This is a genomic window from Candidatus Eremiobacteraceae bacterium, from assembly GCA_036511855.1.
GTDB lineage: Bacteria > Vulcanimicrobiota > Vulcanimicrobiia > Eremiobacterales > Eremiobacteraceae > JABCYQ01.
Genome location: DATCBN010000060.1, coordinates 1 through 19,126 on the forward strand (window position 1 = coordinate 1; position 19,126 = coordinate 19,126).

General features: G+C 63.4%; 18 protein-coding genes. 8 read left to right on the top strand and 10 right to left on the bottom strand.

Annotated features, from left to right (window positions below):
- On the top strand, positions 1 to 757 hold a 757-nt coding region (locus VII69_08215), incomplete at its 5' end, for a polysaccharide deacetylase family protein (protein HEY5095081.1).
- Positions 758 to 761: 4 nt separating this feature from the next.
- Here VII69_08215 and VII69_08220 read toward each other — a convergent pair.
- The 6 genes from VII69_08220 to VII69_08245 all read right to left on the bottom strand — a co-directional run bounded on the left by VII69_08220 (position 762) and on the right by VII69_08245 (position 5,673).
- Positions 762 to 1,139, bottom strand: a complete 378-nt coding sequence (locus tag VII69_08220; protein HEY5095082.1) for a DUF3465 domain-containing protein — start codon at positions 1,137 to 1,139, stop codon at positions 762 to 764.
- 62 nt (positions 1,140 to 1,201) lie between these two features.
- Positions 1,202 to 2,176: a PD-(D/E)XK nuclease family protein gene (locus tag VII69_08225; protein ID HEY5095083.1), complete on the bottom strand. Its 975-nt coding sequence runs from the start codon at positions 2,174 to 2,176 to the stop codon at positions 1,202 to 1,204.
- Position 2,177: 1 nt separating this feature from the next.
- Complete coding sequence (locus tag VII69_08230; protein ID HEY5095084.1) at positions 2,178 to 2,471, bottom strand: hypothetical protein; 294 nt, start codon at positions 2,469 to 2,471, stop codon at positions 2,178 to 2,180.
- Complete coding sequence (locus VII69_08235) at positions 2,468 to 2,953, bottom strand: NUDIX domain-containing protein (protein HEY5095085.1); 486 nt, start codon at positions 2,951 to 2,953, stop codon at positions 2,468 to 2,470. The genes VII69_08230 and VII69_08235 overlap by 4 nt, the downstream gene beginning before the upstream one ends.
- A 59-nt stretch (positions 2,954 to 3,012) precedes the next feature.
- Positions 3,013 to 3,651, bottom strand: coding sequence for a hypothetical protein (locus VII69_08240; GenBank protein ID HEY5095086.1), 639 nt, complete (start codon positions 3,649 to 3,651; stop codon positions 3,013 to 3,015).
- Positions 3,652 to 4,023: 372 nt separating this feature from the next.
- Positions 4,024 to 5,673: a DUF885 domain-containing protein gene (locus tag VII69_08245; GenBank protein HEY5095087.1), complete on the bottom strand. Its 1,650-nt coding sequence runs from the start codon at positions 5,671 to 5,673 to the stop codon at positions 4,024 to 4,026.
- Positions 5,674 to 5,824: 151 nt separating this feature from the next.
- Between VII69_08245 and VII69_08250 the strand changes: the two genes are divergently transcribed.
- The 4 genes from VII69_08250 to VII69_08265 are packed head-to-tail and all read left to right on the top strand — an operon-like array spanning position 5,825 to position 13,007.
- Positions 5,825 to 6,610, top strand: coding sequence for a hypothetical protein (locus VII69_08250; GenBank protein ID HEY5095088.1), 786 nt, complete (start codon positions 5,825 to 5,827; stop codon positions 6,608 to 6,610).
- On the top strand, positions 6,585 to 8,303 hold the full coding sequence (locus VII69_08255) for a hypothetical protein (GenBank protein HEY5095089.1): 1,719 nt from the start codon (positions 6,585 to 6,587) through the stop codon (positions 8,301 to 8,303). The genes VII69_08250 and VII69_08255 overlap by 26 nt, the downstream gene beginning before the upstream one ends.
- Positions 8,296 to 11,613, top strand: coding sequence for a DNA polymerase III subunit alpha (gene dnaE, locus VII69_08260; protein HEY5095090.1), 3,318 nt, complete (start codon positions 8,296 to 8,298; stop codon positions 11,611 to 11,613). The genes VII69_08255 and dnaE overlap by 8 nt, the downstream gene beginning before the upstream one ends.
- Before the next feature lie 56 nt (positions 11,614 to 11,669).
- Positions 11,670 to 13,007 (top strand): tetratricopeptide repeat protein, encoded by a 1,338-nt coding sequence (locus tag VII69_08265; GenBank protein HEY5095091.1) that lies wholly within the window; start codon positions 11,670 to 11,672, stop codon positions 13,005 to 13,007.
- Here VII69_08265 and VII69_08270 read toward each other — a convergent pair.
- The 4 genes from VII69_08270 to VII69_08285 all read right to left on the bottom strand — a co-directional run bounded on the left by VII69_08270 (position 13,004) and on the right by VII69_08285 (position 17,100).
- A complete protein-coding gene (locus VII69_08270; GenBank protein HEY5095092.1) occupies positions 13,004 to 14,074 on the bottom strand; it encodes a choice-of-anchor tandem repeat GloVer-containing protein in 1,071 nt (356 codons plus the stop codon). The genes VII69_08265 and VII69_08270 overlap by 4 nt on opposite strands.
- 268 nt (positions 14,075 to 14,342) lie before the next feature.
- A complete protein-coding gene (locus tag VII69_08275) occupies positions 14,343 to 14,861 on the bottom strand; it encodes a hypothetical protein (protein ID HEY5095093.1) in 519 nt (172 codons plus the stop codon).
- Positions 14,858 to 15,553: a hypothetical protein gene (locus VII69_08280; GenBank protein ID HEY5095094.1), complete on the bottom strand. Its 696-nt coding sequence runs from the start codon at positions 15,551 to 15,553 to the stop codon at positions 14,858 to 14,860. Before VII69_08280 ends, VII69_08275 begins: the two co-directional genes overlap by 4 nt.
- On the bottom strand, positions 15,550 to 17,100 hold the full coding sequence (locus VII69_08285) for a hypothetical protein (GenBank protein ID HEY5095095.1): 1,551 nt from the start codon (positions 17,098 to 17,100) through the stop codon (positions 15,550 to 15,552). Before VII69_08285 ends, VII69_08280 begins: the two co-directional genes overlap by 4 nt.
- Before the next feature lie 460 nt (positions 17,101 to 17,560).
- Between VII69_08285 and VII69_08290 the strand changes: the two genes are divergently transcribed.
- The 3 genes from VII69_08290 to VII69_08300 all read left to right on the top strand — a co-directional run.
- Positions 17,561 to 18,376 carry a kelch repeat-containing protein gene (locus VII69_08290; protein HEY5095096.1) on the top strand — a complete coding sequence of 272 codons (816 nt, stop codon included), beginning with the start codon at positions 17,561 to 17,563 and terminating at the stop codon, positions 18,374 to 18,376.
- Between the two features lie 34 nt (positions 18,377 to 18,410).
- The gene (locus VII69_08295) at positions 18,411 to 18,767 is read left to right on the top strand and encodes a DUF1801 domain-containing protein (GenBank protein HEY5095097.1); all 357 of its coding nucleotides are present in this window, start codon (positions 18,411 to 18,413) and stop codon (positions 18,765 to 18,767) included.
- Between the two features lie 39 nt (positions 18,768 to 18,806).
- A partial coding sequence (locus VII69_08300) for a kelch repeat-containing protein (GenBank protein ID HEY5095098.1) occupies positions 18,807 to 19,126 on the top strand: 320 nt, incomplete at its 3' end.

Below are 19,126 nucleotides of genomic sequence, written 5' to 3' on the forward strand. Positions count from 1 at the left end.
ACGCGCCGCAATCATCACGGTCGCCACCGCGGCGATCGTGCTGGGCGCATGGTATTTCCTGGAGGCGCCGCTCAACCAGATGTTCGGCTCGACCATCACGCAAGTGCCGGTCACGCAGAAGGTCGTCGCGCTCACATACGATGACGGCCCGAATCCGCCGTTCACGAACCAGATCGTGGACTATTTGCGCAGCGCGCACGTCCACGCGACGTTCTTCCTGGTCGGCAAGGCGGTGCAAGCCCATCCGGAGATCGTACGGACGGAAGTGCGAGACGGTGACGCGATCGGCAATCATACTTGGGATCACGCGCACCTCGTGCTGCTCTCGCAAAAGCATGTGGAGCGCGAGATCGACGATGCCGAAGCGGCGATCGTGACTGCGACCGGCGTTCACCCAACGCTCTTTAGGCCCCCGTTCGGCGCGCGCGATTTCCTCGTGCTGCGCGTCGCGCACGACCGCGGCTACAAGGTGGTCATGTGGTCGGTGCCACTGCCGTCCGATTGGACGAATCCGCCTCCTGCGCTCATCGCCCAACGCGTCTTGAAAAATGTCAAGAACGGCAGCATCATCGTGCTGCACGACGGAAACAAAGGCATGTACGGCAACCGGTCAAGCACGGTGGCTGCGACCAAGCTCATCGTGAAAGTGCTGCTCAACGAAGGCTATCGCTTTGTCACGGTCCCGGAGCTCATCAGGTTAGGGTACGATCACGAGTCGGTGCCGGAAGGGCCGCGCGAAGGCGAAGGCATGCCGTGACGGATCAGGCGTAGCGTCGGCCGTTCCATTCGATCCAACCACCCCGATGCCAGCCGGGGCCGGGCCAGTGATGCGTGTCGTGCACGATGGCTCCGGCGCGCGCGGGGATGAGCTGTCCGGCGACGACGATGTTGTCGCCGGCATGGACCGGGATTTCCGGCGCCAGGGCCACATTGTCGACGACGCGCAATTTCAGGCCGTGCGGCGTGACGATGTCGAATGTCTCATGGAGGGCGTGCGTGCGGCGGCCTACGAAAAAAGTGGGCTCGTCTGCGACGGTGCCGGCCACTGCGACATCGGCGATGCGGTGCGCCGCGACCGCAGCGCAAGCCCCGCTGTCGGGATAACGAGTGAAAACATCTGAAAGATCGGCATTGCTCATGCACCCGTAATCCGGCAGGCAAGCGCAGCCGTCAAGCGGAGAGGCGGATTATCGAGGACGGTTCAGCCGCCGGCGTCATCGTCGGGGGGCGCGGCGGGCGGTTGGTCGAGGCGGCCGCAGAGTTCGCGGAAATTGCAGCGCCGGCAGAGCGAGCGATCGTCGGTCATCGGGAATTGATCGATGTCGCCGGCGACGTTGTGCCCGATGTCCGTGAGCCGGGCGCGCACGTCGGTCGTATAGGTGGAGATCATGCGCCGGGCCTCGGCGACCCCTTCGCGCAGGTTGGTGTGGCGCTCGGTCTCACCGGTGGCGAGAAAGACCAAGTGCGCGGTGATGCGTTCGATCGGCGCACCGAGTTTCTCCGACACGAATAGGCCGTACACGGAAAGTTGCGCGATGTTCGCCTTGGCCGCTCTGCCCGTTTTCCAATCGACGATGTGCAGCGTGCCTTGATCGTCTTCGACCACAAGATCCGGCGCGGCATAAACGGTCACGCCGTCGATCGTCATCCTCTTGTCGTCGAAGGACGGCGGATCGACGATGCGCAGACGGCGCTTTGGAACTTCAAACGCGCGCCGCCCGTACGGGCTTGCGGCCAGCCATTGCGCGTAGCCGCCGACTTGTTCGATGGCGATGTCGCTCATCGCGGTGTTCACGCCGGGACCGTAGTAGTCTTCAAAAAGTATGGCGTAGCGTTTGGGCTGACCGAATCGCTCCCAATCACGGTTGCGCGATTCTCGCAACCGCTTGAGCAAGCGCCGTTCGACCTCTTCGCGAATCTGCGCGACGGGGACCGGCGACGGCGCGTCCGCTCGCATGCGCAGCCTCTCGCCGACAACTTCGTGGAAAAGCTCGCCGACGAGCATCGCAACGCTCTTGATCTGCTTCAGCCGATAGGCGAGTGCGGCGTCCTTCGGCGCCGCCGCATCCCATCCGCCCCACGACCCGTAGTACTGCCAGTAGATCTTGCGCGCGCACTGATACAGCATCTGATGACGCGACCAAGACCAGGCGAAATCGTTTGTGATGTCTGCCAAGCTACTCCGGGTCCTCGTCTTCCCAAAGATCGTATTCGTCGGCAAGCATATCGAGCGCGCGTTCGGCATCGGCTTCCGGCACGCACACATACGCTTCGCCGCCGAATATAGAACCTCCCGAAGCCGGTCCGAGCGTGTCGAATGCGAGATCGCCCATCTTAGGGAACGGCTTGGCGTTGATGCCGTTGGCGCGCAGGAAGTCTATCGCGGTGGCGTCTCCGAGATCCGTTTGGGCGAAGACCGCGACATATTCGCCTTCGACGCGCTCGGGGGGATCGATGAGATATCCCATCAAGCTGAAGGACGATTGAAGAACGGCACCTTCACGTCTTCCGGCCGAAAGGAAAAGTACCGCCGGCCCAACTCACCTCGCAATGCGGCGCCGACCGGAATCGCCAGCACATCTGCTTCGAGTAGATTAGCGGCATCGCCGACCGGCACGAAGCGCGCGTCGACGACTGCGGGATCGCGGGGCAGCGGGGTTCCGGGGCCGCCGACCTCTTCGACGAAGAACGTGCAGTTCACGACGTGATAGCCGATCGGGGGATCGATGGATTCGCTGACGTACGCGAGACCAACTGTCCGCACGAGCAGCGATGTCTCCTCGGCGAATTCGCGCACGACCGCTTCTTCAATCGTTTCGCCCGACTCCTGACGTCCGCCGGGGAGCACCCACAATGGATCCGGTTGCCCGTCGTAGACGCACCTGACGAGCAGCAACCGGCCGTCGCGAATCAAGAGGCCGCTGCATAGTTGGACGTTAGAAAGGATTGGCACACGTGCATCGTTCACGGCGCGAGAAGGTAGTCCTCGCGCCGGCGCGGATGCGATGCCGTCTACTGCGAGATGATGACCGTACGCATGCCGTTGCTGTCGTAATGGAAGAAGCAGCCGAACATATAGAATCCCGGCGGCGGCGTGAGATATTGGAGCGATGTCGCGCCGCCATCAAGCGGTCCCGTGCTGAACATCGGCGTGTTGATGACGGTCCCCGCGGGAGATTGCGTGCTCCCACCGTTGAACGGCGATGGCCACGGCGCGCTGTTCTGGGTGGCGTCGCCGAGAAAACTTGCGGTGTGATCGAATCCCGACACGTCGAAATTCTTGAACGTGATCGCTGCGGCAGCCGGTACGGTGACGACCTGCGAATCCGGGTTGAGCGTGCCATTAGACGAGAAGTATCCTAGTACCTGACCATAATTCGGGTCGATGGTAGGCTGCTCTCCCGGACCATTGATGAGATTCATACCGACGAGCTGTGGGGACGGCGTTGGCGTCGGACTGCCGGACGGCGTCGGGGTGGGCGACGGGCTGATCGAGGGCAGCGGTGAGGGCGACGGACCCACCGACGGCGTGGGCGATGCCTTGACGACGTTACGGCTCAACACCGCCTGCGATCCTGCGCACGCTGCGATGGAGGCGGAAAGGCAGAAAAGCATGAGCACGGCGATGGCGCGGATCTGCGGAAACCGCATCGAACACTCTCCTAGCGTTTGGACGGGTGCGGCCGGGCGACGCGGCGCGAACACTAGAATATCTCGTGAGGCGTTAATTTTTCATGAAACGCACGAGTCAATGCCGTAAAAAGTCGGAATCCGCGAGCTGCCTAGCGCAGAACCCAGTGCTGCCACTCCCAGCTCACGGACGTCGCCACCGGCGACAAAAGAAATCCGATAAAGACGGCAAGCGTCATCTGCGCTGCGTTCGTCCAGAATCTTTTCACGGCACGGGGCTCCATAAGCCGAGCGGTGTTCGAGCGTGTGCAATTCGTGGTGACGGGCGTCACACCGCTGGGTAGGACGTCTCAATTTAGCCGCACTAATGGACTCGTTTCGTAGCATATCGGCCTAGCCGTGCCTATGAGCCGGAAAGCCGGAGCTGATCAAACTCACCGGGATCGTGCCGAAGGAGAGCAGCCGGTCGTGAAACGCTTGCAACGCAAATGCATCGCCGAGACGTGATTTCTCCGCCTCGCGCAATTCCATGATCTGCTGCTTTCCGGTAAGGTACGACATCGGCTGCGTCGGCGATTGCGTGTACCGGCGGACCTCGCCGACGGCGTTCGGCCGCTCCAAGTGAGCGACATCGACCAACATCGCCACGGCTTCGTCGAACGACATTCGGCCGGTGTGGAGCTTCACATCGATCACGACGCGGCACGCCCGCCACAGCTGATCCTTCAATTGGAAGAGACGCACTCGCGGATCGTCGGTCATGCCTTCGTCGAGCATCAACTGCTCGCAATAGAGCGCCCAGCCTTCGCAGAAGACGTTGCTGTCGAACAGCCTGCGGATCTCCGACGGCACCTTGTTCGCGCATACGAGCTGCACGTGGTGGCCCGGATACGCTTCGTGGACGTTGGTGAGCAGCATCGCGAAGCGGTTGTGACCGAGCAGAGCCTCGGCGCGCTCGGCCGGCGAAAGTTGGCCGCTGACCGGCGTCACGTAGTATAAACCGTGTTGTTGCACGTCGAACGCGCCGGGCGCCATGTAGGCGGCATACGGTACGGTGGGGCTTAAGAACGCTGGGGTGTCGACGACTTCGAGTTCTTCGCCCGCGGGGATCGTGACAAGCCCACGCTGGGCGACAAACGCGCGCGCTTCGAGCACGCCCTTCCGGTATTCGGCCAGCAACCGGTCTTCGGCCGGGTGATCGACGCGCAATTTCTCGACGAGGTCTACCCAGGTTCCCGCAGGATCGATCCGCCGGGCGAGCGCTTCGAGCGCGGCGATGGTGGAGCGCACCGTCGATTCTCCGAACGCGAGCAGAGATCCGCAATCGTAGGGCAGCAAGTGTTCATCGCGCAACTTGAAATCGAAAAGCTCCTGCCCGATCGCGAACGACATGCCATCGCGCCGCGCATGCGTGTCCTTGAGAAATGAAGCGAAGCGGGTGCATGCGTCTAACGCGCGCTCCAGTGAGGAGCGCATCTGGGGCGAGCCTCCCGCAAGCGGACCGATTTCATCGCGGAAGAATTGCGCCGCGCCTTGCGTCTCTTCGATGGCGATCTCAGTCCAAATGGCTGGAGACATTTTGAGATTGGCGATGCCCGCGTCGAACGCGGCCGGGATCTGCTCGAGTCGCGATTGCAGGGCCGGCAAACGGTCGGCGAGTGGGGCGAAGTCGCGCGCGAGGAGAGAGTATACTCCGTTGACGGCCGCGTCGGCGTACAGCGACGGCTCGTGACGGTGCGGCGCGACCGCCTCGATCTCGCGCGCTTCGGTTTCGAAGCGAGCCACGAGAAGACGGTGGTCGATCCGGTCGGCCGGCGACAATTCGCTGACATTCCAGGCCGCGAGGCCGCGGATGTTCGCGCGTGCCCGGCGTGCTGTGTCCGCGAAACCGTCGGCGCTGAGATCGGGCATGTCGCCGTCGTAGTCGTGCAGCCCGGCCCAGGTCGCATCGATCGGGCTGTGGCGCAACTCGTCGAGCATCATCGCACGGGCAGCGCGGACGAACGCGGCATTGGAGCCGGCGCCGGCGTTATCTTGTTGCATCGCTAGAGCCGTCGTTCTTCGGGGTCTCGGTGCAGGCCTCGGACCGCCTTATCCCGTGATGTGGAACGAAAATAAGCCTTGCAATCGAACATACGTTCGACTATACTTGACCTCCCCAGGTGTTGGTCCCATCGCTTTTTGGTGTTTCTCGGTGCATAGCACGTCGGTCGCCGAACTCCGCTCGCTCATCGAACGCCGATGGCACGGTGCCACCGCGCGCGTGGGGGCGGCGCCGGTCGCCGGCGCCTTCACGGGCGATCCAACACTTGATGCTGCGCTCGGTTCAAGCGGCATCCCACGCGGACGCATGGCCGAGCTGTTCGGCGCGCCATCGTCCGGCAAGACCACCCTAGCGTTCGCCCTTCTCGCCGCCTGCACACGCGCGGGCGAGATCGTGGCCTGGGTGGACGCTTCGCACGCGTTCTTCGCACCGGCCGCCGCGGCTGCGGGCATCGATCTGCGGCGTTTGCTGGTCGTGCGGCCCGCCGGCGCCGCTGCGATGCGGCGCGCCGTGGATGCGCTCGTGCGCGGCGGTGCGTGTGCGATGGTCGCGCTCGATTGCGCCGGCTTGAACGATGCGCTGCTCGCGCATCACTGCGCGCGGCTCGTGGCGCAGGCGGAAAAGACGGGCACCGTGCTCTTAGTGCTGTCCGGCGGCGACGTGCCCGCTGTCGCGTCGTTCGCGAGCGTGCGTCTGCGCGCGGAAGGACTCGTGCCGCGCTGGCAGGCGGGCAGCGCGGGCTCCGGCAGGCTCGCAGGCTGCGCCGTTTCCGTCACCGTGGCGAAGTCGCGCACCGCCGCGCCTGGGAAGCGCGTGCGCGTTGAGACGCGCATGCCCGATGTCGCGGGCACGTTCCTCGTCGAAACGCCCGGCCCGCTCCAATCCGACGAAATGGAAATGGACGCACAGCATGATCGCTCCTTCGTCATCGCATGACCGTGCGGCACGCATCGCGTGCCTCATCATCCCGCGCTTTTCGGTCGACGTCTGTCTGCGTCTGCATCCAAGTCTGCGCGACAAACCGATCGCGGTCGCCGAAGGCGCGCAGCGGCGCGAAATCGCTTGTGCGTCGGCCGATGCCGTCGGCGTGCACGCCGGCATGACGCCGAAGCAAGCACGCGCGGCGTGTCCGAACCTCGCGGTCATCGCGCGCGATTTCGCCGCCGAACGGGCGGCGGGTGAAGAGCTGCTCGATGCTTTGGAGACCTGCAGCCCGGATGTGGAAGGCGCCGCGCCCGGACTCTACTTCTTCGATGCAAACGGTCTGCCGGCAGGCGAAGCAGCCGCGCTGGGCGCGGCGGTCGCGTTGGCCGATACCCTCGGCTACGCAGGCGCCGTGGCCGCCGCAGCCGACGGCAAGTTCGCCGCGCGCTGCGCCGCGCTCGTCGCCGGCGTCGGCATCAGCGTCGTGCCGCCCGGCGGCAACGCCGCATTTTTAGCGGCCCTGCCCGTTTCGCTGCTGCCCCTCGCGCCCGGTGATGGCGAGCGATTCGATCTTCTCGGTCTGCGCACGCTCGGCAGCATCGCCGCATTGCCCACCGCGCCGTTGGCCGCGCGCTTCGGCGAACGCGCCCGCGCATACGCGCGTCTGGCGCGCGGCGACGACCGCGAATTGCTCCGCCCGCGCCGGGTGCAAGAACCATACGAAGAACGCATCGCGTTCGACGGCGTAGTCGATCGTCTCGAAGCGCTGTTCTTCGCGCTGCGCGGCTGCATCGCCGCCGTCACTACGCGCTTGGCCGGCGCGGCGCAGGTCTGCGACCGCGTCGACATCGTGCTCGAGCTCGACGCCGCCCGGTCATCCGCCCCTTCGGCGATGCCTGCGCCGGGGACGCCTGCGCCGGACGGCCGCACGGCATGCGCCGGGGACGCTCCCTCGCTCGCATCCCGCTCGCTCGGTCGCTCGACTTCCTCGTCGCTCTCGCCATCCGTGGCTCCGCTCCTCGTCAGACGCCCCGTCGCACGCCATGCGGCCGCTCCGGACGCGGCGTCGGCGGTGCCGAAAGCCGGGGCGTCGGCGGCGCGGACGGTGGTCATCGCGGTGGCGCTCGCGGAGCCGACTGCGTCGGCTGCGACCATGTTCGATCTCGCGCGCATCGCGCTCGAAGCGCGCATCGGTCAAGGCGCGGTGACGTCGGTCATGGCGCGGGTGCTGCCGTGCGCGGATCCTCCGCCGCAATTGACGTTGTTCGACGGCAGCAGCGGTTCGCGCCGCGCCGCGCTGGCGGCCACGCTGGCACGGCTGCAGGCTGCGCTCTATCGCGACGCGGTCGTGACCATGTCGCCCACTCCTACACGATCGCGCTTGCCCGAACGCATGCAACGGGCGGAGCCGGTGATCTCACCGCGAGAATTCGATAAAGCGGGAAGCGACGTGCGCCTGAAGCCTGCCGTTTCGGAAAAACCGGCGGCGTGGGCGCCCGCGCTGCGCTTGGTGGATCCGCCGAAACGCATCGAGCCGCCCGCCACCGGCGCCGCGTGTGCCGGTCCATTCCGGTTGAGCGAATGCTGGTGGGAGCGGCCGGTGGAACGCGACTACTATCAACTCGCAAGCATCAGCGACGGATTGCTGCTCGTCTTTCACGATCTGCGCGAAGGGCAATGGTACGTGCAGGGCATCTTTGACTAGCGCATACGCCGAGCTTCATTGCCGCTCGAATTTCTCGCTGCTCGACGGCGGGTCGCATCCCGAAGAGCTCATCGCGCGCGCGAAGGATCTCGAGCTTGCGGCGGTCGCGATCACCGACCGCGATGGTCTGTACGGCGCGGTGCGGTTCTCCCAGGCCGCGAAAGAAGATGGGATCGATGCGATCATCGGCGCGGAGCTCACGCTCGGCGACGGCGCGCGCATCGTCGCGCTCGTGCAGGATGCGCGCGGCTACGCCAACCTTTCGCGCTTGATCAGCCGCGCGCATTTGGATCATCCGCGCGGCACGCCGCGCATCTCGTACGCAGAATTGGCCGGCGGCGCGGCGGGTCTGATCGCGCTGGCCGATTTCGAAGCCGGCGCTCCGGCGCAAGCTTGCGCGCGCGGCGAGATGGCAGCCGCAAACCGCGCGGCCGCGCTCTTGCGCGACATCTTCGGCCGCGACAGTTGCTTCATCGAGATACAACGCCATCTGCTGCCGGACGACGGGCCGCGCATACGCGCGCTCGCCGACGTCGCGCGCGCGAGCGGTCTCGGCGTCGTGGCCACGGGCGGCGTGGCGTACGCCGTGCCCGAACACCGCGACGTCGCGGATGTGCTGGCTTGCATCCGAGGCAGGACCGATCTCGATTCCGCCGGCACGCTCTTGCGGCCGAACGGCGAGTACTACTTGCGGTCGGCGCAGGAGATGATGCGGTTGTTCGAAGACCTGCCGCACGCCGTCGCCGCGAGCGCGGAGATCGCACGGCGCTGCACGTTCCGGCTTGGGCGCCTGCATAACGAATTCCCAGATTTTCCGGTGCCTTCCGGCGAGACGCCGTTTTCGTACCTCCATCAACTCGTCCACGAAGGCGTTCGCCGGCGTTACCGGCCCGTCACGCCGGCGGTGAGCAAACAGATCGCGCACGAACTCGCGATCATCGAGAAGCTCGAATTGGCGGGTTATTTTCTCATCGTCTGGGATATCGTGCGCTTTGCCGGCGAGCACGGCATTCTCGTGCAAGGCCGCGGGTCGGCAGCCAATTCGGCGGTGTGCTACGCGCTCAACATCACGAGCGTCGATCCGGTCGGGCTCGAACTGCTTTTCGAACGCTTCCTTTCGGAAGAGCGCGACGAACCCCCGGACATCGATCTCGACACGCCATCGGGCGATCAGCGCGAGAAACTCATCCAGTATGTCTACGACCGCTACGGCCGCGATCATGCGGCGATGGTGGCCGAGGTGATCACCTATCGCGCGCGGATGGCGGTGCGCGATGTGGGCAAGGCACTGGGGTTGTCGCTGGATCAGGTCGACGCGCTCGCCAAAGCGTTGGACAGCCGCGGGGCGCCGAAGTCTCCCGACGACTTCACCGTGAGTGAAGCCGCGGGAACGCCCGACGACGCGCGACGAGAACACGTTTCTCCGCACGAAGCTTTGGGCGTCACCGCGCACGGCGATAAGATGCCGATGTCGGCCGCCGACGTGGAGAGCGCGGTCGCCGCATTGCCCGAAGCGTTGAAGGCCGATCTCGGCGGCGATGTCGCGCACCGTCTCTACACGTTGTGCAAGCGCATCGATGGCTTTCCGCGCCACCTGAGTCAGCATTCCGGCGGCATGGTGATCACGCGCAGCCCGCTTCTCGAAGTGGCGCCGCTCGAGCAGGCGGCCATGCCTGGACGCACCATCTTGTGCTGGGATAAAGACGATTGCGCCGTGCTCGGTCTCATCAAGATCGACATCCTCGGCCTTGGCATGCTCGATGCCATCGAACGCTGTGTGGCCGAAGTGCGGCGCGTGCGCGGCGTCGAGGTGGATCTTGCAGATCTGAAAGCCTGCGACGACCAAGGCGTCTACGACATGTTATGCGTGGCCGATACGGTGGGGCTGTTTCAAGTGGAGTCGCGCGCGCAGATGTCATCGCTGCCGCGCATGCAACCGCGCAAGTTCTACGACATCGTCGTGCAAGTCGCCATCATCCGGCCCGGTCCCATCCAAGGCGACATGGTCCATCCATATTTTCGCCGCCGGCGAGGACTCGAGCCGGTCACCTATCCGCATCCATCGCTTGAGCCGGTACTCGCGCGCACGCTGGGCGTGCCGCTCTTCCAAGAGCAGGGCATGCGCATGGCGGTGGTCGCGGCCGGATTCACCGCCGGCCAAGCCGACGAATTGCGCCGCGCCATGGGGCACAAGCGCTCTCATGAGAAAATGGCGCGGCTGCGCGAGCGGCTGGTGGAAGGGATGGCGCGCAACGGCATCGCCAGCGACATCGGCGAGCGGCTCTACCACATGCTCAGCGCCTTCGCCGACTACGGATTTCCCGAATCGCACGCGGCATCATTCGCTCTCATCGTCTACGTTTCGGGTTACCTCAGACGCTACTATCCTGCGGAGTTCTGCGCGTCGCTGCTCAATGCGCAGCCCATGGGTTTTTATTCGCCTGCCACGCTGATCGGCGACGCGCGACGCCACGGCGTCACGGTGTTGCCGCCCGACGTCAACGTCTCGCGCTTCGAATGCACTGCGGAGCCCCGAACCGGCGACAGCGCGGAGCACGCCGGCGACGGCCGCGAGCTCCTCGCCGGTGCGCAGAATGTCGCGTTGCGCATCGGGCTCAATCAAGTGCGCGGCATCGGGGAGAAGCATCGCGAGATGCTCAAAGGTGAACGAGCGAAGCGGCCGTACGTGGATCTGCGAGATTTTGTCTTGCGCACGCAGCTTTCCAAAGACATCTTGGAATCGCTGGCGGCGGTTGGGGCGTTCGCCTGCTTTGGATTGTCTCGCAGAGACGCTTTGTGGGATGTGCAGCGCTTGGGTTCATTGACCAAGGCGGGCGAACTCGAGCGGCGCATGACGGTGGACGAGCAGCCGGTCGCGCTGCCGGCGATGATCCCGCAAGAAGAAGCGGCCGCCGACTATTGGGGCTTGGGCCTTTCCACGCAATATCAAGTGATACAGTTCTGCCGCGACCGGCTCGACGCCATGCGCGTGCGCCGCGCGTCGGACCTCGCCGCGCTGCCGCACCGGCTTGTGATCAAGGTGGCGGGCGTGGTCACTTCGCGTCAGCGGCCAGGCACCGCAAAAGGATTTGTCTTCACCACCATGGAGGATGAGACGGGATTGGTCAACGTCATCATCAGGCCCGATATCTACCAGCAGTACCGCCCCATCGCGCGCGAAGAACCCGCGGTGATCGTGGAGGGCGTGCTGCAACGGCAAGAGGGCACGATCAACGTGCTGGCGCGCAAATTCTGGAAGCTCGATCTGGCCGAACTGGCGAGCGGCATGGTGTCGCGCGACTTCCACTAGCGCTCCTTGCCAACGGCCATGCCGGATTACGCTCGGGCTTGGACGAAGACGAGCGAGTGACCGATATTCACGATTCAGATACGGCCGAGGCGTATCTCGCGGCAGCCAAAGAATGTTTGCGCAACAACGACGCCGGCGGCATGACGGAAGCGCTGCAAAGGCTCTCTGCTGCACAGGATTGTTCGGCATCGCACCGCTTCGAAGCGGCCAAGCTCTACGCTGCGGCCGGGGCCAAAACCGAAGCTATCCAATCGTTTCGAGAATCCGGGGCTGCGTACATCGATCCCGAGGGCGACACCGGCCGCGCACGTGAAGCGTTTACTGAAGCGCAGGCGCTCGATCAGCAAAATTTGGACATCATTTTCGAGATCGCGCGCGTCGATATGATCGAGGGCCATCCCAGGGCTGCCCTCGCAAAGTTCACGCACATCTTGAACAAGTCGAATCAATCCTATGTTCCTGCGCTATTCGAATCGGCGTGCATCCACCAGGAACTCGGCCAGCACGATCAAGCGGTATTGACATTCCGAAAAGTGCTCGACCGCGACAAGAACAACGTGCAGGCGATCGTCAGCATGGGCCAGCGCCTGCAGTCGATGGGGATGGTGCCGGAGGCGGTCGGATATTTCATGCAAGCGGCGACCGCGGCAAACGCAGCGGGCCAGATGGGTACGTGCCGGCACGTGATCAACATGGTCATCGCCCTCGAACCCAACAATGCGCAAGCTCGTTCAATGCTTGCGGAGATGGAAGAGTTGCCGGACCCGGCGGATGTCCATCCGGGAGACCTTTCGTTGCATCCGGTTCGACGGCGCGATCTTCAGCAAGTTCGAGCGCCGGCCGCGGGAGCGCCAAACGCCGGTGCGCGCGCGCCGGCCTCGACCGCTTCAGCGCGCGCGAATCTGGCCTTCGAAGCCGAGCTCGATGAGCTCGGTGCGCGAAACGATCGGATGCAGCGCAAGATATCCGCCAGCGCCGGCGTGGTCGCGGAACTTGAAGAGACGGTGGCAAGCCTCAAAATCGAGGTCGGCGAGCTGAAGTCGAAAATGGCGACGTCCGCTGCGAAGGTCCCAGACGTGAAAACGGCGATCGACGCTGCGGTTGCGGGTTTTGAAGCGACCCTCGCGAGTCTTAAGGCCGACGTTGCCGATCTACGATCGAAGACGCCGACTCAGCCGACGACGTTAGCGGACGCCAACCTTGCTGTCGAGGGCATCGCAACCCAACATGAAGAGTCAAAGACAAGTGTGAGAGCCGACGTCAAACCCAAGGCGACAAGAGCCGCCGCGAAAACACTAGACGTCAAACCGAAGGAGCCGTCGAAGAAGAGCGCGGCTGCGAAGACCAAACCCGGCAAGAGCACGAAAGCTAAGGCGCCGTCACCTCGCCGCTAGTGACTGAGCTTGAAAACCACTCCGTCTCCTGATGGGCCACCGGAGCCAGTGGTTCCATAAAGGTTGCCCGCGGCGTCGCGGATCAGGCCGGCCATGGGGCCCGAACCATCAGTTCCGCTGAAGCTGTGGAGCACGGTCTCACCGCTCGGATCCAGCTTGAATACGATGCCGTCGTTGGATTCGCCGCCGAGCCACGTCGTACCGAAAAGGCTACCATCGGGAGATCGCACCAAACCCGCAGAGGGATAAACTCCGCGCTGGCCGCCGAAATTGAAGAGCACGGTTTCGTTGCCTGTAGTATCGATTTTGAACACGACGCCCAAATCTGAGACGCCGCCGAAGATCGTCGTGCCATAAAGATTGCCGGCCTCATCGCGCACCAAACCTGCTTGAGGTCGTCTCCCGTCCGCGCCACTAAAACTGTGAAGTATGGTCTCATGGCCGTTCGCGTTAAGTTTGAAGACAACGCCGTCGAGAGAAGGACCGCCGTCGTACGCGGTGCCGAAAAGATCGCCGGCTCCATCCCGCACCAAACCTGCAAAGAACGGACGCTCTCCTCTGTTTCGGGTGAAGTTTCGGAGCACGGTTTCGTTGCCGCTCGGATCCAATTTGAATGCAACACCGCCGTCTACTTCGCCACCAAACGATGTGGTGCCGTAGAGGTTGCCGCCCGCGCCGCGAACCAAATCCGCAGTGGGGCCCCGTCCGTCCGTGAAGTCAAAGCTGTGTAGCACGGTCTCGCTGCCCGCCGAATCTAGCTTGAACACGATGCCATCGTCTGAAGTGCCGCCGCCGAACGCAGTGCCGTACAGGTTGCCGGCCGCGTCTAAAACCATCCCCGCGTCGGGGCGCCGACCGTTCGCCAATTTGAAATCGAGAAGGATGGTTTCATTGCCGCTTGAGTCGATCTTGAATACCACCCCGCAGCCATGACTACAATTGCCGCTATAGCCGCCATTTTCAGTGGTGCCGTAAAGGTTGCCCACGGCGTCTTGAACCAGGTCGGCTACGGGAAAGGAACCGTCTCGCCGGCCGCCAGTAAACGAATGCAGAACTGTATAGTGCATCGGGGGACTTTCCGGCGCTATGCCCCCTTGAGATCGATCGGATTGAACGACCCCGGACGGCTGCGGCACGGATGAACCCGAGTGACTACAGCCCGATATCAGAATCGAACCGGCAAATAGTGCGACGATAAGACTGCGCATCGCTGCACCTCCTCGACGAATCGCAACTCCGAACGGTAATCTAGAAGAGTGCATTCCACGAAATCAGAATTTCGCACCTTTTACAGTGCTATGGGCCTTTAGGGCTAAGCGAACGAGCGCATTGCGACTAAGGCGCCGTCACCTCGCCGGTGAATAAGTCCAAGGTGACCGCAACCGGATGACCGGGATCGGTGGTCGGCGTTAGGGCGAACGCAACCGGCGGACCGTGTTGCTCGACCCATTGCGTGCCGTCGAAGTATTGCGCGCTGCCATTGCTCGCGAACAGCAACGGCGTGGCCACGTTGATGGGCCCGGTTCCGAGCGACACATCGGCAAACGTGCGTTTTACGATCAACGTGCCGAGCGTGGTGTGCGGGTCTAGTTCCGCGGGCCGGCCATGATAGCACGAGTAGCCGAGCGGCGACAGCGAATCTATTTCAAGTGTCGCGCCCTGCATATCCAGACCATTTTGCGCGCTGCGTTCGAGCAAAGCGAGATCTTGCGCCAGCGCGGCTCCTGCATCGCGGGCGGCGCGCGCACGAGAATAGGTCGAGTAAGTCGGAACGATAACCGCGGCCGCAATGAGCGCGGTGATGGCGGCTACGACGACGACCTCGAGCACCGTGACGCCGCGTCGCGAGCTCATGGCAGCACGCCGCCGCCGGGTGACTTGCCATCGGCCCATTGCAGCGGCTTGAACTGATCCGATGGTTTGGGCGGCCCCTCGCCTGAGCGCGTAAAGGCGTGCACGAGGAGGTCGGTGGTGTACGGCGCCGCCGCTTGCCCGGCGGCATCGCCTGGGCTGTCTATCGCGTCAGGTCCAGCGTTGTCGACAACGCCGACGATTTCGGAATACGGCTTCGCGTTGCGAAAGACGCGTAACAACGTCGTGCTCGTGCGCTGCGCGACGCTCGCTCCGTCCTCCAAAACGACCGCCGTGGACGTGAGTTGGACGAGTTGCTCGCCGATATTCCGATTGTCTTGCAGATTGCTGTCGCTATGGTCGTGCTGACCGTTGCCGCCGGGAAGCACGAGCGAAACCGTGACGCGCACGCCAGTCCGCGCATCGAGCTTGATCGTTTCCTCGCCGTTCGTCTGCTCGAGCGCAAGAGCGGTGGCCTCGAGGTCGCCGGATTTTGCGTCGACCAGCGCGCGGAACCATCCAGCGCCCGCATCGGCGCCGGCGAGCGCCTGGAGGGCACGCGAGTGCTCCACGCTTGCCCGGAGTTGCGACGTGCCGACGTTGAGCATGACCGAAAGCGCCGCCGCAAGCAGCACGCACGCAAGCATGACCATGACCAAGGCGATGCCGCGTTCGCGGCGTTTATGTCCATTCATCCGGTCGGACCCGGCGATGGATTGGGCGTTTGACCCGGGGGCGGCGGCGCCGGCACCGCCGGTCCGACGGTGCTAATCGCGTGTGCGAGGGATTGACCCTTTGCATCTTCGACAACTACGTCGATGTCGTGGGCGCCGTCAAGCCCGGTCTGTGAGGATTCGACCGTCACCACCACGGTGAATTCGCCTTCTCGGGTCCGAACAGAACCGTCGCTCACCGTGCCGTATGCGCTTGCGATCTCTTCGTCGTTCAGTGTGTTGGCGGCCAGGCGCACGGCGTCGTCGTGGACGTGCGCGATTCGATCACCGTTTGCCATGACCGCAAGCGTCGGGTAGACCGCACCGACGATGACCGCGGCGAACAGTCCGATGGCGACGACGTTTTCAATCAGGCTGAAACCCGCCGAACGAGTGCGCCAGGCTTTGCCTGACCGCAACGCCGGAAGCCGGAACTTACGCGCGACCACGACGGCTCTTGGAACCTCGCGGGCGCCGATGCGCAAGAAGAGCGGCGACGACTGCACGACGGCTTGCCGGCCGTAGAATTGCGCGCCGACCTTGTACTCCGCGCCGTCAAACCAGAGCCGGCCATCCGAGGTGACGAACAGCGAAACTCCGCGAGATTGCCAACCGCGGGGGTCGGCCTGCACGCGGCCGCGCAGTACCTCGACGATCGCTTCGCGCCGAGTCCACGCCACGATGAAGACCGCGAGGAGCAACAAGCCGAAGAGTGACGATAGAAATCGCCACGGAAAACTTATTCGTTGAAGCTCGATCGGTGGTTGCGCTGCGACAATTCCACTGTTGCCGGAGATCTCCGGCTGCTTCTTCGCATGCGGCGCGGCCGGCAGTGCGGCGAGCACCGCAGCGCGCATCACGGAATAGCCTTCTATAGAGTAAGAAGCTTCGGGCACTCCGGCGCGCATTCTCATGGCGCGTTGCGGAAGCTTGACGCCGGCGACGTCCATCCAGTCGTCGAATGCAAACGTGACGTTGCTCGAGGCGGCGGTGTCCGCAAGGCCGACGACGTTCTCGAGCTGGTCGTCGAGATAAAGGCGGAGTGCGGCCGATCGCCAGATGGCATTTCCAGCGGAGATGCGAGTCGCCGGGAAGGCGGACAGCGTTCCCATCGCGATCGCCCAGCCGTTTGCGATCGCGCCTGCCGCAAGCGGGTCGTCGACGCCGGTGCTCAAGCCGCCGCCCTGAAGCGATCCGCCCTTGTTGTCGGCGGTCGCGATCGTGTCGGGCGATCGTTCGTCGACCGACCAAAACGTGTTGCCGATCGTGAGCGTGCCGGCGATTCGCGGCGCAGGCAGAATATCCGTTCGGTGCACGACATACGTGATGCGGCCACGAAACGCGTGCGCATTATCGAGAATCGCGTACCCCTCGGGCGCGCCCAAAGTCGGACCCGATGCGTTGCCGCACGCTATCGCGCAGAGGATCGCGGAAAATGCAAAACCGGGCCGCATCATCAACTCCGACCAGCCGCGCAAGATTCGTGTTGCTATTGTACTCGATAGACCGCTTATCGAATAGCCGAACATCCGTTTCCCTTTTCGCCATCGCGCGACAAGAGGGCCAATGGACCGGGAGAACTCACGTTCGCCAGTTGTCTTGGAGCGGCGTGCCGCCAGTTGCGATCGACCTTTATGAGTGCACTTATACAACCAAGGCGGCCAAGCCGATTGTCACCTAAATACACGCCGGCGCTTCCAGTCCTTTAACGACCAGTTAGACCTCCTAAGCGGTGCTGGCGTGCTCTTCATCGAAACTTGCACGGTGCAAGACACCGACGGCCACTTATTCGTGTCATGCTTTGCGCATTGACGGAGCAATTATATGAGCCGAAGATCGTCCATCGCTTCCACAATGACCGCTGTCGCGTTCATCTCTGCCGCTTCTGGATGCTCGAGCCTCACTAGCCCAGCACCAACTTTCCATTCAGCGGCCAGCGGCGTGCGAGCTATGCCTCAAGCTGGCGGACGATGGACGGCAAAAGCACCCATGCCGACGGGGCGCGCTCAGCTCGCGGCGGGCGTCATCAACGGCATCGTCTATGCGATTGGCGGCTTCAACGGCGGCGCTCTGAACACTCTGGAAGCATACAATCCCTCCACCGACACATGGACCACGAAGGCTCCCATGCCGACCGCACGCTATAGCCTTGCAGCCGGCGTAATCAACGGCATACTTTATGCAGTCGGTGGCGGCGGCGGCGGCGGCCTCTTAAACGAGCTCGAAGCTTACGACCCGACTACAAATTCGTGGAGCACCAGGGCTTCGATGCCAACGGCGCGGATTCAGTTGGCGGCTGGAGTGGTGGACGGAAAACTCTACGCCATCGGAGGTAGAGTCACTTCCGCGGGCTGCTTCAACACGGTCGAGGCATACGATCCGGTGTCGGATTCGTGGACCACGAAAGCCCACATGGCGATCAAGCGTTGCAACTTATCGGTTGGAGTCATCGACGGAAAACTCTATGCTATCGGCGGCTTCAACGCAGAGCACTGGGTCGAAGCATATGATCCAGCGACGAATACATGGACTACCAAATCGAGGATGCCGACAGGGCGCCAAGGCTTAGCGGTCGGCGTCGTCGGCGGCCGGCTCTATGCGATCGACGGCTATAATACCGGACTCTCAAAAACAAACGAGGCCTACAATCCTGCGACCGACAATTGGTCGGAAAAAACGAACGCGCCGATGAAACGCGACTTACTTTCGGCGGTCGCCGTCGACAACGTGATCTACACGATCGGCGGGTCCAATCATGGGATTGGTCCGACCTTGAATACGGTCGAGGCGTACAACCCACCATAGGCGCAGCTCAGGCCGCTTCGCGAGGGAGAATTGAGTGTCTGCGATTGACGACTATCTCAAAAAAGTCGAGCCGTCGAAGAAAAAAGCGCTCGCGAGGATTCGCGCTCTCGCAAGGGAGGTCGTGCCGAGCGCAGAGGAAGCCATAAGCTACGGCATGCCGACACTCAAATACCAGGGAAAGCCATTCCTTGGCTTTGACGCGCACAAGAATCACATCGGCATCTACCCGTACAGCGGACATGTGATCGAAAAACTTAAAGAAGAGCTGCGCGAATTCCAATTCTCTAAGGGTGCGATCCGCGTACCTCTCGATAAGCCGATCTCCAAGACCACGCTGCGCAAAGTCATCGCTCTCAGGCTGAACGCAATACGAGCCGACGCGGATATGTGAAATGATCGCCGCCCCGTTTCTCATGAGGGGAGATGCAATATGTCTCGACGATTCACCATCGTTTGCACGATGATCGCTTTTGCATTTACGTCCGCCACCGCCGGATGCACGAGCGCGTCTAATCCGGCACCGGCGCCTCGTGTCCAAGTCGCCGGCGTTCAAGACACGCCGCAACTCGCCGGGAACTGGACCACCAAGGCATCCATGCCGACGGCGCGAGACGGTCTAGCTGCGGGCGTCAGCCATGGCATCGTCTACGCCGTAGGCGGCTCGACCGGCTTCGCCATCCTGAATACGGTCGAGGCATACGACCCTGCGACGGATACGTGGACCACGAAGGCGCCCATGCCGACGGCGCG

What these genes read in the sequence shown, in the direction of transcription:
- VII69_08220 (HEY5095082.1), bottom strand. Translation starts at nt 1,139, where the DNA reads ATGAGCAATGCCGATCTTTCAGATGTTTTCACTCGTTATCCCGACAGC.
- VII69_08240 (HEY5095086.1), bottom strand. Translation starts at nt 3,651, where the DNA reads ATGCGGTTTCCGCAGATCCGCGCCATCGCCGTGCTCATGCTTTTCTGC.
- VII69_08245 (HEY5095087.1), bottom strand. Translation starts at nt 5,673, where the DNA reads ATGCAACAAGATAACGCCGGCGCCGGCTCCAATGCCGCGTTCGTCCGC.
- VII69_08255 (HEY5095089.1), top strand. Translation starts at nt 6,585, where the DNA reads ATGATCGCTCCTTCGTCATCGCATGACCGTGCGGCACGCATCGCGTGC.
- VII69_08270 (HEY5095092.1), bottom strand. Translation starts at nt 14,074, where the DNA reads ATGCACTATACAGTTCTGCATTCGTTTACTGGCGGCCGGCGAGACGGT.
- VII69_08275 (HEY5095093.1), bottom strand. Translation starts at nt 14,861, where the DNA reads ATGAGCTCGCGACGCGGCGTCACGGTGCTCGAGGTCGTCGTCGTAGCC.
- VII69_08280 (HEY5095094.1), bottom strand. Translation starts at nt 15,553, where the DNA reads ATGAATGGACATAAACGCCGCGAACGCGGCATCGCCTTGGTCATGGTC.
- VII69_08285 (HEY5095095.1), bottom strand. Translation starts at nt 17,100, where the DNA reads ATGTTCGGCTATTCGATAAGCGGTCTATCGAGTACAATAGCAACACGA.
- VII69_08290 (HEY5095096.1), top strand. Translation starts at nt 17,561, where the DNA reads ATGCCGACGGGGCGCGCTCAGCTCGCGGCGGGCGTCATCAACGGCATC.